Source organism: Herbaspirillum sp. UBA812, assembly GCF_002296545.1.
GTDB lineage: Bacteria > Pseudomonadota > Gammaproteobacteria > Burkholderiales > Burkholderiaceae_D > Herbaspirillum > Herbaspirillum huttiense.
In genome coordinates this window covers 1-13,741 of the sequence record NZ_DBIC01000190.1, presented here as the reverse complement: position 1 = coordinate 13,741, position 13,741 = coordinate 1, and the positions used below count along the sequence as shown (strand labels likewise).

Sequence of the window (13,741 nt, the reverse complement as noted above, 5' to 3'; positions counted from 1 at the left end):
AGGCGGTCCGGAACTCCTGGACTGCACGCCGATCCTGGACAGTTTCCTGCGGGCAGCGCGCGAAACACGTTTCTGATCCAGCGCGATTGGCCGGAACCTAAGCCCGCCAGCGTCATCGAACCCTCTTTGCGCTGGCGCAAGCCAATTGCATCGCCTCTGCAGCATGGCTGCAATGCGCTACCCGCCTCGTTGCGGACTCTGTAGAATCAAACGGTCGTCGCAATGCAGCACCTCTTCAGGTGCGGCGTTCAGGGTGCGGCGACTTGCTAGTCTTTTCCATCACCGGCAAAAAAGGAGAATTTACATGCCTCAATCCCCCGCACTGAAGACCGTTCGCAATGACATGAAGACGCTGGTCAAGGACGCCCAGGCATTGTTCGCCGAAGCTGCTGCCGCCACCGGCGAGAAGGCCGACGAGCTGCGCGCGCGTGGCCTGACCCTGCTGGAAGCCGCTGCCGAAGCCGCCCAGACCGCTCAAGCCGCCGCCATCGAGAAGGGCAAGGAAGTCGCCGCCAAGACCGACGACTACGTCCACGAGAATCCGTGGCGTGCCGTGGCCATCTCGGCAGGCCTGGGCCTGCTGGTCGGCCTGGTCATCGGCCGCAGCAAGTAAGCGCCGCCCCGATGGCGACGCCCCACAAGGAAGGCCCGGCCGCACCTGCCGCGCATGCCGCCAACCCCGGCTTGACGGCGGGCCTGCTGGGCCTGGCCAAGAACCTGCTGGGCCTCATCATCAGCCGCATCGAACTGGCTTCGCTGGAGATGTCGGAGATCGGGGCCAATCTGGTCCGTTTCGCCGTCATCTTCGTGCTGGCCGCGGTCGCGCTGTGGTTCGCCATCGCCTTCTGGTCGGTGCTGGTGGTCATGCTGGCCTGGGATACCTGGGGCTGGAAGATCCTGGCCCTGCTGGGTTTCGTATTCAGCGTGGCAACCGTGGGTCTGGTGTATTACGCCAGATCGGTGCTGATGCAGGGCAAGCTGTCGCTGCCGCAGACCATGTCCGAGCTGCGCAAGGACCGCGATGCGCTGTTGTGATGAGACTGTCTGCACGTGAAGTCTGCGGCAATTTTCCTAGTTCAATGAGGACTGCATGAGCGATCAGGACCAGGGCATGACCCATGAGGAACGCAAGCGCAAGATACTGGCGCAAGGCGCGCTGTACCGGCTGGGCGTGATGGAAGCGCGTGAAGTGGTGCGCGAGAATCTCAGCGCCGAGTCGCTGGCAAAGGGTGCCTTGAGCCGCGTGGGCCATTTTGCCGCCTCGCTGTTCGGCGGCGGCAGGACGGTGCAATCGATCAAATCCCTGAAGTCGCTCAGCGGCGGGCTGGGCAACCTGAATCTGCAGACGGTGACGCCGCTGCTGATGACGGGTGCTTCGCTGCTGTCACGCCGCTGGCTGCGCAAGCCGCTGATGATGGGCGGCGTGATTGCGGCCGTGGGCGGGCTGGCGTACTACTTCAGCCAGCGCGGCGGCAGCCGGGATGCGTCGGACACGCTCGATTCGGCAGCGCTGCAAGGGCCGCCCGAGCCGGATTGAGAGGGTCGGGCTGATCCATGATGTTCTGCAAAGGCATCCGGTTTTCCGGATGCCTTTGTCATTCATGGATAGCGTTTTGGCAAGCGCGGCAGGAACATATCCGCCCCGATACGCTCTGAAGAACACCGGCCCATGGCCTGGACAACAAGACTGACAAGGCAAGAAAGGACATGACATGAAGAAAATTTCAATCGCAGCGATCGCCGGCGTGCTGGCGCTCTCCGGCTGTGCCGACATGAGCCAGACCCAGCGTGGTACGGCCACCGGTGCGGGTATCGGTGCCGGCCTGGGCGGCATCATCGGTGCGGCTACCGGCGGTGGCGGTGGCGGACGTGCGCTGGGTGGTGCGGCCATCGGCGGCGCCATTGGTGCGGTGGCCGGCAACATCTGGTCCAACCGCATGGAAAACCAGAAACGCGCCATGGAACAGGCTACCCAGGGCACCGGCGTGCAGGTCACGCAGACTGCCGACAACCGCCTGAAGCTGGAAATCCCCAGCGACATCTCCTTCGATACCGGCCGTGCCGACATCAAGCCGGAGATGCGCCCGGTACTGGATCGTTTCGCCGCCACCCTGGTGGAAAACCCGGCCACTACCGTGACCATCGTTGGCCACACCGACAACACCGGCAGCGATGCCATCAACGACCCGCTGTCGCAGCAGCGCGCGGCGCGCACCCGCGATTACCTGACGACGCGCGGCGTGGCCGCCAGCCGCTTCAACATCTCGGGCCGTGGTTCGCATGAGCCGCTGGTCCCCAACACCAGCGATGCCAACCGCGCCAAGAACCGCCGCGTGGAAATCTTCGTGGCCGAGCAGCAGGCTGCAGCACCGGCACAGCAGCAGGCGCCGGCGGGTTATGCACCGGGCAACTACCCGCCGCCGCCTCCACCCCAGCGGTATTGAGGCGATATGAAGCTTTCTCCGATGCGTCCGGCATGAGGGCGCATCCGGAGGGGCTGGAATAGCGAGCAGGGGCTTTTGGCCCCACTTGTACGTGAATGAAATTGAAAAAATCCCCGAATTTCGGTTCGGGGATTTTTTTTGGCGAGGCCGGCGAGCGGGTCGCTGGCCACTGCGAGGATTACTTGGCGGGTGCGTCGGCAGCCGTTGCGGCGCCTTCGGCGGCGGCCGGGGCCTTCACTTCAGGTTCCTTGAACTTGGCACCGGACTGGTTGGCCATGTAGACCACGGTGCGCTGGATCTCGACATCATCCAGGTCGGGGTTGCCGCCCTTGGCGGGCATGGCGCGCAGGCCATTGATGGCGTGCGAGACCAGGGTGTCATAGCCTTCGGCGATGCGGGCCTGCCAGGAGGCGGCGTCACCGACCTTGGGGGCACCGGCTACGCCGGCGCTGTGGCAGGCGGCGCAGGTGGTCTTGTAGACTTCTTCACCGGAGAGCAGTTGCTTGGGGCCGTTGGCATCACGGAAGGTGAAGCCATCGTCGGAGACGGGTTTGATGCGTGCCGCGATCATCTCGGGCGTCTGGCTGTCGGAGCCGGCACCGGTTTTCTGGCCATTGGTGACGTACTGCACGAGCAGCACGATGCACACGATGGGGACCAAAAAGCCTGCGACGACGGCTGCGATCAATTGCTTGGGAGTCTTGATTGCCGACTCGTGTTCCTGCTGAGCTGAGCTCATGGGCGTCCCTCCGTAATGTTTCCTCGAAATTGGGGCGGAAAACGTCGGTTCCCTTTGTATTGCCTTATCGCCTGGCATTGCGTGGAACTGGGATCAGGCAGGGCTTTCATTGCGCTCTCTCGCCGAACTCTTGATTATAGTCACAATGCTTTCCGTTTGACACGGAAAAACCGCCAGCGCCATGGACGTCCAGCCGGAAAGACGGTATCCTTCAGGCCTTTCCGGGGTTCGCCCCGATTCAGCGCGGCTGTAGCTCAGTGGATAGAGTATTGGCCTCCGAAGCCAAGGGTCGTGGGTTCGATCCCCGCCAGCCGCGCCATTTCTTTTCCGCCTTCCTCACGCCAGCAGTCAATCTTCTGCGACCCGATTTCCAACGCAAATTGCAATAGTTGCAACGAATTCCGTTGGGAAACATCATGCGCGTTTTATGCTTTTGCTGCTTTGCGCAATATCAAATATGCCGGACCTGTGCTGCTGCGAGAGCAGCGCAGCTTCATATGCAAGCTGCTGGTGCTGCATGAGCGCGTCTGATATCGTTCCAGCTGCCCGTCAAAACCGATCAATTTCATTACAGGCTTGCGATCCGACCCATGCTGACTCTCCTCATTCCGACCAAGAACCACGGTATCTATCTGGAAAGCCTGCTTTCCAGCGTCATTTTCGCGCCCGGATCGCCAGTGACCAAGCTGATCGTCTACAACGATGGTTCGACCGACAATACGGCGGAAATCCTTGCCAGATATTCGGGCGACGCGCGGGTGCGGGTCTTGGGGGGGGACGGGCCGAGCGTGGGTGTGCTCGGGGGGTATCAGAAGATGTGCCCGCTGATCGACACGCCCTACATGACCATGCTGGCCTCCGACGATCTGTTTTATCCCGAAAAGCTCGCCCTGCTGTTCCAGGAGATGTTGCGCACGAACGCAAAAATGGCCTTCGGGAAATACCAGATTCTGGAAAACGGCCAACTGTCCAACCTCAGCCATCCTGGCTGGCAGGCCCGACGATACAAGCCCAATTGCGATTTCGAGGCATTGATCGGTTTTGATCACTATGTCTTCTGCGGCATCTACAAAACCGATGCCTTGCCGCGCCACGGCAGCAACGGGTTCATGTTCGACCTGACGCTCAGCAAGCTGGTGGGCGCCGACGGCTTGGGGGAATTCCGGGGACAGGACTGGGCACTGGCGCTTGACATGGCAGTGGCCCATCCCGGCGAGATCTGCTTCGTGGACGATTACATTGCCGTGTTCCGCAAGGTCGCCAACCAGCTCTCCAGCGATTCCGTCTACGTCCACACAGGCAGATCGGCATTTGAAATGGCGCTGCTGATCGTTAAATTCCTCAGCGACTACTCCTTGCGCGCCAAGCTCAAGAGCGAGCCCTACTTCCATCAGTCCGTCAAGAACCTGTTTTATGCCAAGTTTGGTGGTATCACGGAGGCGGCCAAGCAGACCTCCAATTTCCAGCAGATCTACAAGCCGATGATTCTCGCGGCAGACACCATTCTGAACAATATGTAAGTGCCGCCGCAATGGCGCCTGGCCGCGCACCGCGCGCGGCCAGTACAGGCTTACAACTTCTGGAACACCCCGTGATGATTGGGCATGCCCCAGGTGGCGATGAATACGCTGTCTTCACGGCAGAAAGTGGTCAGCTCGGCGACCTTGCCTTGTCCCATCAGCGTCATGGCCGTCTTGATCATCGTGAGGATGGTCCGGGCCTTGGCCGCATCTTCTGGCGACGCGATGATGTTGCCCGCGTCAAGGAAGGCAATCAATTCATCCAGAATGGCGACGGCGCGCAGGCAGTTGGTTTCCGAGGCATTGTCGATGAGGCCGTCCACGATCCCGACCAGTTCGGCCAACTGATTGGAGATGGTCGGTGAGGGCGCCGGCAACAGGCATTGCGTACTGAGGACGTGGCTCAGCCGGCTCTGCTCGATATAGGCAATGGCCGCCTCGTTGTCGTCTCCCGCGCGATACTCGCCCTTGATCCAGTTCATTGCCAGCACATCCTTGTAGTTCGGCCAGGCCGAATACAGGCGGAAATGACCGGCATGCATCTCACGCAGCAATTGCGCCGGATCGATGAAATATTTCATGCGCACGAAGGGATTCTGGATCACGTCCATGAACCAGGACTCGATCTTGCGCGTATGCGCAATGCTGTTCCACTTCGGCAGGAACAGATGCCGGGCAGTCTCGATGCCGCCCTCACTCTGGCCGTGACGCAGGGCAGTCTGGTAGATCGCCTTCAAGAGCAATTCCATGAAGCTGCCGTACTTCTCGACATAGGTCACCAAGGCGATGCCATCCGGCTTCAGGCATTCATGCAGCTTGCTGACCCAGGCGCTGGTCGGCTGCACGGTATAGATGAAGCCTTCTGCATCCACGAAGTCGTATTGGCGGGCTGGCTCGAAATCAAGAACTGACTTGGTGACGATCTCGGTCAGATTCGATTCCAGGGAAAATCGGGAAAAATACTGGCGGATATAGGGATGCGCCTCCGCATTGGGTTCCACCAGCGTCACGCGCGCGCCCCATTGGGCGAAGACGATGGAGTTCTCTCCGGTATCCGGCCCGAACTCAAGCACTTCCTTGCCCTGGAACAGGGCCAGTGGCAGCGAGAGACGGAAGAACACGTTCTTGCGCAACTGTGCATAGCGGGAAAGCTCGGCATCGCTGCTGAAATCGGCATAGGTCGGCTGTACGTCCTGCTTGGCGTAGTACTCGTACATTTTTTCAGTCATGGTGTATTCCCTCGGAAAGTTCGGATCGGGTGCTCTCGGCCGCCAGACCCTTCGGCCTGATGCTCAGACCTTGCGGCACGAGCTACCCTTGATTGCTCAGTCTGCCCGGTATTGCCCTGCATGCTGCTCGTGCAGCAGCTGCGCAGGGGTCTCGCGGGCATCACTCTGTCTCTTCTGTGCACCGGCGCAGGCCGGCACGCATGCCGGCTCCTGCAGTCAGGCGCGCGTCAATGCTGGTCGGCCAGCTCCTGCATCAGATCACTGGCGGACAAGGGGATGTTGCCCACGCGGCTGACCTGGCAGGCGGCCGCAATCGATCCCAGATACATGCTTTGCCAGATGTCTACCCCGACCGTCATGGCCATGGAGGTGCAGGTGAGGAAGCTGTCGCCGGCACCTGCCGTATCCTTGGGCGAACTGTTGAAGGCCGGCAGGCGGTCGGTAAGCCAATCCAGCTCACCCTCGGACTGCGCATGGGCCAGGATGCCTTCGGCCCCCAGGGTCAGGATGATGTTCTCCGACTGCGAGCGCTGGCGCAGCTTCTCGGCCAGCACCACCAGGCCCGAGCTGTAGTCCCGCACGGCCAGGCGTGCTTCGCGTTCGGTCGGCGTGAGCAGCATGGCCCCGCGGAAGCGCGATACATCGCCCATCTGCGAGGAGGACTGGCTGTCAGCGACGAAGGGGATGCCGCGTTCGACGCAGGCTTCCACCAGTTGATCGACCACGGCCTGCGGCAGGCAGCCGTAGTTGAAGTCGGAGAAAATCACCAGATCGCAGTTGTCCAGCGTGGCGATGACGGCCTCGACGTAGCGCTGGGCCAGCCGGGGTTCGATGTCGTGCTGGCGCAGATGGCTCACGCGCAGCAAGGTCTTGCCAGCAGCGCGGAAGCGCTGCTTGAGCGTGGTCGGGCGACTGTCGTCTTCGAAGAGGGTGGCCGTGACATGGTATTCGCTCAGTTTTTCACGGGCGAAGTCGGCAGCGGCGTCCTTGCCTGCCACCGAGAAATAGTTGACCTGTGCGCCGAGCTTGCAGGCATGCGACGCCACGATGCCCGCCCCGCCGATGAAGCGCTCCTGCATGATGGGGGTGACCACCAGGGTCGGATCTTCCTGCGACATGCCCAGCGCTTCGCAGCTGACATATTCGTCGACGATCAGGTCACCTAACACGGCGACCCGCAATCCCTTGAATTTCTCCACCGTGCTGCGCAGGTCGTGCATCGTGAAGGCGTGACGCTCCGGATAATCGTTCGGCAGCACGATGGACGACAGGTTGGGTTCGAGGATGTCGCGCTTGAGCAGGTCGATCGAGGAGAAGCGCATCTCGCCCGAGCTGAACATGAGCTTGCCGCCATATTCATCCACGGCCGCCTGCTCGGGATTGAACTTGGACTCATGCTCGTCGCCTTTGACCACGATGCTGGGCTTGAGCGCGCGGATGATGTCCTCCGGTGCAGAAGTCATCACGAAGGCATGGTCCACGAAACTGATGGCAGTAATGCCGTCGAAGCGCAACTGGGCCGGCAGCAGCGCGCCGGGGACATGGTCGCCTGCCACGCCGACGACCAGGAAGTCGCCGCATTCCGAGGCGAACTTGAGCAAGCGCAGGTGGCCCGGGTGTACCGTGTTGAAGTTGCCGGCGACGAAGACGATGCGTGCGCCTTCGCCCGCCAGGCTCCTGGCTTTGTTGATTTCTGCGATGTCAGTTGTAGACGAACTGTCCAATTGATCCTCCGATACCTTGCCTGATCCGGTCCGTGCCGGTCGCTTTTTTCTGCCGCACGCGCGGCCACTTCACTGCCTGGGAAAATCCCTGATGATCGATTCATGGCTGCGCAAGCTCAGGCCGCCGTCGACCACGATGTTTTGTCCGGTGATATAGCTGCTCTGCTCTCCTGTGAGAAACAGGATGGCATTGATGATGTCGCGGGAGGATCCGGCGCGCCGCAGGGGAATGAAACGTTCGAACCGATCCGTGATCCAGCTGTTCTGACGGTAATAATCCCGCGCAGCTTCCTTGATGACCACGCAGGGCGACACCACATTGACCCGGATGCCATGCGCTCCAAGCTGCAGAGCGTAATAGCGGGCCAGCTGCACCAGGCCGGCCTTGCTGACGTGATAGCCAAGATCCTGTTCCGGGGCGACGTAGTGGTCTGCGATGGAACTGACCATCACGATGCTGTTGCCGGATTCGTCCAGGCTGAAATGGCCTTGGGCAAGCAGATGGTCGATGGCATTGCGGGTGGCGGTCAGGGCGACGGCCAGATCGGTGTCGAAGGCGTCGCCGGTCGCGCGGTTGCGCTGCATGAAGACGGCACTGTCGATCTTTCCCTGAGACCTGGCACACGCATCGAGCGCGGCACGCAACGCGCCCCCGTCGGTCACATCCAGCTGTTGCCAATTGAGCAGCGTGGACGATGGCAGCGGGCTGGCACTGCGTGCGAGCACCGAGACGCGCTGCCCTGCTGCCAGCAGGTGCTCCACCAATGCCAGGCCGCTGCCCTTGCTGCCGCCGACGACCAGGAAATGACGTTCACTCATCTCAGACGATCTTGAAACCCGGCACGGGCTGAATGAAATGGCCACCTTGCTCAAGGTAGGCCTGGTGTTTCTGGATGAAGGGTTCGCCAAACCGCCAGGCCAGGACCAGCACGTAATCCGGCTTGCGCTCGTAGATCGCCGACGACGGCAGCACCGGCAGGTGCCAGCCCGGACTGTAGCGGCCCTGTTTGGCCTGGTTGTCGTCCACGAGGTAATCGAGGTACTGCCCCAGTTCGAAGTGATAGATGAGCGTGGTGCAGGTGATGGACGCACCGAAGCCGGCCACCGTCTTGTTCTCGGCCTTGGCCTGGCGCAGGAAGTCCAGGGTTTGCCGTTTCAGGGCATCGATCCTGGCGGCATAGGCATCGTAGGTGTCCTTGCGGTAGATCCCCTTGCGATCTTCTTCTTCCAGCAGTTGCTGCACCGAGCCATCCGGCTGCACGGGACCTTGGGGGCGCTGGACGAAATAGCGCAGCGATCCGCCTTTGGTGGCGACCCGCTCGATGGCCGTCAGCTCCAGCCCCACGCGGGCAAACAGCGCCTGGATCGGGCGTACCGAGAACGAGGAGAGGTGTTCGTGATAAATGAAATCGAACACCATGTTGTCGATGAGGTCGGCCAGGTAATAGCTCTCGAAGACGAATACGCCATCGTCGGCCAGCAAGGTGTTGATGCCGTCGACCCACGAACCGAGATCATCGATATTGGCGAACACATTGTTGGCCGTGATCACCCGGGCAGGACCGTGCTGCGCCAGGATGTCCTTGGCCAGGCCGCGGTCGAAGAACTTGCCGATGGTGGGAATGCCGCTGGCGGTTGCCTGCTCGGCGATGTGCGCGGCGAACTCCACGCCCAGCACATCCATGCCGAGCGTCTTGAACGAACGCAGCAGCGTTCCGTCATTGGAGCCCAGGTCCATGACGCGCGAGCCGGGCGCAAGCTGGCAGCGCTGTACGACGTTCTGAGCGTATGCGTGGAAGTGGGCATGCAGCCCCGGGGAGCTTTGGGTGACGTAGATGTAGTTGCCGTACAGAACGTCCGGGTCAATGATGTCGGTGATCTGCGCCAGGCCGCACTGACCGCACATGAACAGATCGATAGGATAGCTCGGCTGTGCTTCGCCGAGGCGCTCTGCGGTGACATAGTCGTCGCCGATGGGGGTGGGCTTGAGTGCGAATACCAGGTCCAGATCATGGCTGCCGCAAGCGCGGCAGGTCGTGCGGCGATGGATGATTTGCTTCATTGGGTTCTCGTAAAGGGCTTGATTCGGAGTTCCAGTTCCCGGATGTAGGCGTCGGCCAGCTCGGCATCGCTGCCATCGGCTGCCCAGGCGGGAAACGCCGTGGCGGCGGGAAGGAAGGGGCCGTTGGTCACTTCATGGAAGACCAGGACCGGCGAGCGGATGATCAAGGTGTGAAAGATCGGCTTGTCCATGCGCTCGTAGAAGGGCAAGCCGGATGCATAGTCGCCCATCTCGATGACGCGCGTCACTTGCCCTTCATCGTCCATCATCACCAGATCGACCCGGCCGGCAATCACGTGCATCGATTCCGATTTGCCAGGATGCTTGTGCGGACGCACGTACGCTCCGCGCTCATGAATGATGAGCATCTCGTGCAAGGCATCGTCGGGGCTGTCGTGCGCACACAGGCGCACCCGCTTGCGCGGATTGCGGGACGACAGCGCCTGCAGATGCTCGATGTCCTCCCGCGAAGCGGTCACGATCTCCATTTCCGAATAGATCACCTCGGGGTTCTGGAATCGGTATTTGCGCTGATCCTGGTTCATGGCCTTCCAACACGACTAAAAAATGTGCGGCGAAATCAGCCGTACCGGCCGCACCCCCGCACAGGTTTCCCTATTGTGAGTTTTATTGCCACATTGGCAATCGTGGACAATGCATCTTGCACAGGATAACCCGGTGGCTAGCGCGGCCATCCGTGAAACGGCCGTGCAAATGCCCGCCAAATAGGCGTTTTGCCACCGTCATGGCAACTCACTGCCCGGCCAGCCGGTGCAGCAGCTGATGCAGTTCCGGTGCGAGGGATTGCGTCAGCTCTGCCCATGCGTGCGCATTGCCGGGCTGGGCAGGGGGCATGTGAAAGTCCTGCTGGGCCTGGGTCCAGCTCTGCACGGTGCCAATATCGCGATGATAGGCATGGTTGGTGAAGGTGGCGATCCTGCCCAGATAGTGCGGAATGACTTCGGTGCTGAAGTCGATTTCGGGACGACCCAGGCTGTCCAGAAAATCCAGGACCTCCGGTTCGAGCAGGTAGACCGCCGCGTTGGCCAGCCTGCCAGGTGGCTCCGGGACCTTTTCGTGGAAGGCCTGCACCACGCCGTTGGCATCCAGCTCGACGATGCCGCAAGAACGGGGATCGGGTGTCTCGAACAGCATCATGGTCAAGGCGGTGTGCGCCGGGCGGTCGCGGTGCGCAGCGAGGAAATCGCGGCAGTCGAAACGGGTCAGATTGTCGGCATGTGCCAGCAGGAAGGGCTTGTTGCCGAAGAACGCGCGGTTGGCCAGTGCAGTGCCCGCCGTTCCCAGCAAGACAGGCTCGCTGACCAGCGTGACCCGGTCGCGCCAACAGCTGGCGGCGATGTAGCGCTCCACCAGATGGGCCTGATAGTAGGTATTGATCAGGATGTCGTCCACGCCCTGTCCGAGCAGGTTCTCGATCCAGTAGTCCAGCAGCGGCCGGCCGTTGATCGGGACCAGACATTTCGGCAGCAGATCGGTCAGGGGACGCAGCCTGGTTCCCAGGCCGGCAGCTAGCAGAAGTGCGCGCATGGGAAATCGGACGCAGCGTGCGTCGCCCGGCAGTTGGCGTTTTCAAACAACGCATGGTCGGTCAATGGCACCAGGTCACTGCGGTGCTTTCGGGCCGGAAGGACGACGGTAGGCATGGGGTTCCTTGGATGATTTCTCTGGCGCGTTCTGTGCGGCGGAGCCGCCTTTTCCGGATGTGACAGATGATAATGGGCCGATATCACGCCAAAGCAGGGAATAACCGGCGGAAAGGGGGGCTAGATCTTGATTTGGCGCAGTGGTGCGCCGCCAGCGTGGGGGGCTGAACAGCCTGTTATGGCAGTTCAACGCGGGAATAACCCCCCTTTTTCCTGCATTTACAGCGGTCCAGAGCGCAACTGAACCTGTGTAAAATCAGTCGCACCAGAACCACACGTGCGGCGAGCCTCCGGTTCTGCATGCTCGCTGCGTGACGACGACAGCGGGCCTGCGGCGATAGGCAGGCCCGGTGCATTCAGGCCCGCGTGCAAGCAGTACGTGAGCAACCCCACTTCAGCGAAGCCATCATGAACTCATCAGCCTCCAACCTTGACCCCATCGTGACCCACCTGATCGAGCACGGCAAGCGCGAGGACCTGCTCGCCGCCGGCGCTCAATTCATTCGGGAAAACCGCCGCAGCGATGCCATTGCCTGCTTCGCCAGGCTGGCCGAGGAAAAGAGTGATCTCAATGCGCGTTTCATCCATGCGCAGCTGATTGATGACGGGTCGCACAAACAGCTGGCCGCCGCACGGGATGCGGCAGTGTCCATCCTGGAGGATTTTCCCGCTCTGTTCGACAACGGCACCGAGGCCAACTGCGCGCTGGTGCGCTTTGCCGCACAGCGCTGCAGCTATGTCGGCCCACAGGAAAAGGCCGCCGATCTGTATCGCAGGCTGGTCGCCATGTCCAATAGTGCTGCGGACTACTACCATCTCAGCGAGAGCCTCTCGCACATCAACAATGTAGCCAACAACCTGGCGGACTCGATTGCCGCACTGGAAAAAGCCATCGCGCTGGACCCGGCTGTCTACGATACCGATACCAATCGCGAAACCATCAAGCTTGGCAAGGCTGCGCTGGCCCAGCAAGCCGAGGCAGCGAGCCCGAAACGCAAGAAAATCGGACGCTATCCGCTCACCGAGGATTTCGTCGGCGACCTGCCGGCGCTGATCAAGAAACACATCGCCTTCGATCTGCGCAACGAAGAGAAATTCATCAGCCGTGCCACACGCTTCTTCACCATGGGCTCCTGCTTTGCGCGCAACATTTCAGCCGCCCTGAACAAGAGCGGCTATAACAGCACCCACATGGAAATCTCGGAGTACATCAACACCACCTTCGCCAATCGCGCCTTTGTCGATTGGCTCAGCACCGGCAAGACCGATGTGGCGGTGAGTGAGCGTATCCAGGAATTGCTACCGCCGGGCTGGAGTGCCGACAGCACGCTGGAGAAGATTCGCAACTCGGATGTCTTCATCCTTACGCTCGGAGTGGCACCGGCTTTCTTCGACAAGACCACCGGCGCTTTCGTGCTGCCGCGCCCGACCGCGCTGAACTCTCGCGTGCTGGGCGAGAAGTACGAATACCGGACGACCACCGTGCAGGAGAACGTGGACAACGTCCTGTACCTGATCAACTTCGTGCGCAAGCTGGCACCGCACGCCAAAGTGGTGATCACGGTCTCGCCGGTGCCGCTGATTGCGTCGTTTGAATTTGAATCCTGCGTCGTGGCCGACTGCCTGTCCAAGAGCACCATGCGCCTGGTGGCGCATCAGGTGGTGCACCAGTCCGGCCTGAGCAATGTGCTTTACTGGCCCTCCTTCGAGGTCTTCCGCTGGGGCGGCTCCAATGCCAGCAACTTCTATGCGGCCGATGATGGAGCCGCATGGCATGTCTCGGAAGAGAAGGTCAACGGGACCATCGGCGCTTTCATCGACATGTTCGACGCCGGTCGCTGATCAGCGCTGGCGGACGGCGGTCAGTTTTTCGTCATCCGTTGCGGGAAGACCAGCGTGATCTCCACGCTCACGCGGGTCTGGTCCCCCAGATTGACCGCCCCCCCATGCAGAATGCCTTCGTTGAAGATGAGCATGTTGCCCGGCTCCGTGAGCATCAGCTGCGCACCCAGTGTCGCGGGGTCTTCATCGATGATCGGCTTCATGCCGCCGGCACCGGGTTCGCCGTGGTAGCGATACTGGCGGCGATGCGAATCGGGCACGATCATGAGCCCGTTGCGCCCTGGCTGTGAATAGATCGGAATCCAGATCTTGACGGTCTCCGCCTGTGCCGCGAAGGCGCGATCGTCCATGCCCATGACATCGTGAAACCACTTGTCGGCATGCATGCCGCCGATGTCGCGTGGCGCATTCGGGCGTACCAGTCTCCAGTAGATCTCTTCGCGTCCGGCCTCGTGGGTATCCCCATAGAAGACATCGGAGATGGCAAACTCGCCCATCTCCGCACGGATGGTCTGAA

The 13,741-nt window shown here is 61.2% G+C and carries 15 protein-coding genes and 1 tRNA gene; 8 read left to right on the top strand and 8 right to left on the bottom strand.

Annotation, left to right across the window (positions count from 1 at the left end):
• The first annotated feature begins 304 nt into the window (after nt 1–304).
• The 4 genes from B3873_RS12775 to B3873_RS12760 all read left to right on the top strand — a co-directional run bounded on the left by B3873_RS12775 (nt 305) and on the right by B3873_RS12760 (nt 2,444).
• A complete protein-coding gene (locus B3873_RS12775; protein WP_039783473.1) occupies nt 305–613 on the top strand; it encodes a DUF883 family protein in 309 nt (102 codons plus the stop codon).
• An 11-nt stretch (nt 614–624) separates the two neighbouring features.
• A complete protein-coding gene (locus B3873_RS12770; RefSeq protein ID WP_039783474.1) occupies nt 625–1,035 on the top strand; it encodes a phage holin family protein in 411 nt (136 codons plus the stop codon).
• 55 nt (nt 1,036–1,090) lie between these two features.
• Nucleotides 1,091–1,537: a hypothetical protein gene (locus B3873_RS12765; protein ID WP_276842104.1), complete on the top strand. Its 447-nt coding sequence runs from the start codon at nt 1,091–1,093 to the stop codon at nt 1,535–1,537.
• A gap of 175 nt (nt 1,538–1,712) precedes the next feature.
• The gene (locus B3873_RS12760) at nt 1,713–2,444 is read left to right on the top strand and encodes an OmpA family protein (RefSeq protein ID WP_286866485.1); all 732 of its coding nucleotides are present in this window, start codon (nt 1,713–1,715) and stop codon (nt 2,442–2,444) included.
• A 178-nt stretch (nt 2,445–2,622) separates the two neighbouring features.
• Here B3873_RS12760 and B3873_RS12755 read toward each other — a convergent pair whose 3' ends face one another.
• Entirely contained in the window at nt 2,623–3,183 is a 561-nt protein-coding gene (locus B3873_RS12755) for a c-type cytochrome (RefSeq protein ID WP_286866483.1), read from the bottom strand.
• A gap of 243 nt (nt 3,184–3,426) precedes the next feature.
• Between B3873_RS12755 and B3873_RS12750 the strand changes: the two genes are divergently transcribed.
• The 3 genes from B3873_RS12750 to B3873_RS12740 all read left to right on the top strand — a co-directional run bounded on the left by B3873_RS12750 (nt 3,427) and on the right by B3873_RS12740 (nt 4,703).
• A tRNA-Arg gene (locus tag B3873_RS12750) sits at nt 3,427–3,502 on the top strand.
• The gene (locus tag B3873_RS12745) at nt 3,475–3,714 is read left to right on the top strand and encodes a hypothetical protein (protein WP_157845646.1); all 240 of its coding nucleotides are present in this window, start codon (nt 3,475–3,477) and stop codon (nt 3,712–3,714) included. The genes B3873_RS12750 and B3873_RS12745 overlap by 28 nt, the downstream gene beginning before the upstream one ends.
• A 59-nt stretch (nt 3,715–3,773) precedes the next feature.
• A complete protein-coding gene (locus B3873_RS12740) occupies nt 3,774–4,703 on the top strand; it encodes a glycosyltransferase family 2 protein (protein ID WP_039783481.1) in 930 nt (309 codons plus the stop codon).
• A gap of 50 nt (nt 4,704–4,753) precedes the next feature.
• On the opposite strand, the gene B3873_RS12735 is transcribed toward B3873_RS12740, so the two are convergent.
• The 6 genes from B3873_RS12735 to B3873_RS12710 form a co-directional block, all read right to left on the bottom strand.
• Nucleotides 4,754–5,932, bottom strand: coding sequence for a class I SAM-dependent methyltransferase (locus tag B3873_RS12735; protein WP_039783483.1), 1,179 nt, complete (start codon nt 5,930–5,932; stop codon nt 4,754–4,756).
• Nucleotides 5,933–6,159: 227 nt separating this feature from the next.
• Entirely contained in the window at nt 6,160–7,656 is a 1,497-nt protein-coding gene (locus B3873_RS12730) for a PfkB family carbohydrate kinase (protein ID WP_276842100.1), read from the bottom strand.
• A 69-nt stretch (nt 7,657–7,725) separates the two neighbouring features.
• Nucleotides 7,726–8,475, bottom strand: coding sequence for an SDR family NAD(P)-dependent oxidoreductase (locus B3873_RS12725; RefSeq protein WP_209533858.1), 750 nt, complete (start codon nt 8,473–8,475; stop codon nt 7,726–7,728).
• A gap of 1 nt (nt 8,476) precedes the next feature.
• Complete coding sequence (locus B3873_RS12720; RefSeq protein ID WP_286866476.1) at nt 8,477–9,718, bottom strand: class I SAM-dependent methyltransferase; 1,242 nt, start codon at nt 9,716–9,718, stop codon at nt 8,477–8,479.
• Entirely contained in the window at nt 9,715–10,263 is a 549-nt protein-coding gene (locus B3873_RS12715; protein WP_286866474.1) for a WbuC family cupin fold metalloprotein, read from the bottom strand. Before B3873_RS12715 ends, B3873_RS12720 begins: the two co-directional genes overlap by 4 nt.
• Nucleotides 10,264–10,471: 208 nt before the next feature.
• The gene (locus B3873_RS12710; RefSeq protein ID WP_039783488.1) at nt 10,472–11,266 is read right to left on the bottom strand and encodes a nucleotidyltransferase family protein; all 795 of its coding nucleotides are present in this window, start codon (nt 11,264–11,266) and stop codon (nt 10,472–10,474) included.
• A gap of 524 nt (nt 11,267–11,790) precedes the next feature.
• On the opposite strand from B3873_RS12710, the gene B3873_RS12705 reads away from it, so the two are divergent.
• The gene (locus B3873_RS12705) at nt 11,791–13,224 is read left to right on the top strand and encodes a GSCFA domain-containing protein (RefSeq protein WP_051156212.1); all 1,434 of its coding nucleotides are present in this window, start codon (nt 11,791–11,793) and stop codon (nt 13,222–13,224) included.
• A 20-nt stretch (nt 13,225–13,244) separates the two neighbouring features.
• Here the strand turns inward: B3873_RS12705 and B3873_RS12700 are convergent.
• Nucleotides 13,245–13,741: phytanoyl-CoA dioxygenase family protein (locus B3873_RS12700; RefSeq protein WP_286866469.1), on the bottom strand; the 497-nt coding region annotated here is incomplete at its 5' end.

Bases quoted from the DNA above. Each gene is read 5' to 3' on its own strand.
- B3873_RS12775 (WP_039783473.1), top strand. From the start codon at position 305: ATGCCTCAATCCCCCGCACTGAAGACCGTTCGCAATGACATGAAGACG.
- B3873_RS12770 (WP_039783474.1), top strand. From the start codon at position 625: ATGGCGACGCCCCACAAGGAAGGCCCGGCCGCACCTGCCGCGCATGCC.
- B3873_RS12765 (WP_276842104.1), top strand. From the start codon at position 1,091: ATGAGCGATCAGGACCAGGGCATGACCCATGAGGAACGCAAGCGCAAG.
- B3873_RS12760 (WP_286866485.1), top strand. From the start codon at position 1,713: ATGAAGAAAATTTCAATCGCAGCGATCGCCGGCGTGCTGGCGCTCTCC.
- B3873_RS12755 (WP_286866483.1), bottom strand. From the start codon at position 3,183: ATGAGCTCAGCTCAGCAGGAACACGAGTCGGCAATCAAGACTCCCAAG.
- B3873_RS12740 (WP_039783481.1), top strand. From the start codon at position 3,774: ATGCTGACTCTCCTCATTCCGACCAAGAACCACGGTATCTATCTGGAA.
- B3873_RS12735 (WP_039783483.1), bottom strand. From the start codon at position 5,932: ATGACTGAAAAAATGTACGAGTACTACGCCAAGCAGGACGTACAGCCG.
- B3873_RS12725 (WP_209533858.1), bottom strand. From the start codon at position 8,475: ATGAGTGAACGTCATTTCCTGGTCGTCGGCGGCAGCAAGGGCAGCGGC.
- B3873_RS12720 (WP_286866476.1), bottom strand. From the start codon at position 9,718: ATGAAGCAAATCATCCATCGCCGCACGACCTGCCGCGCTTGCGGCAGC.
- B3873_RS12715 (WP_286866474.1), bottom strand. From the start codon at position 10,263: ATGAACCAGGATCAGCGCAAATACCGATTCCAGAACCCCGAGGTGATC.
- B3873_RS12710 (WP_039783488.1), bottom strand. From the start codon at position 11,266: ATGCGCGCACTTCTGCTAGCTGCCGGCCTGGGAACCAGGCTGCGTCCC.
- B3873_RS12705 (WP_051156212.1), top strand. From the start codon at position 11,791: ATGAACTCATCAGCCTCCAACCTTGACCCCATCGTGACCCACCTGATC.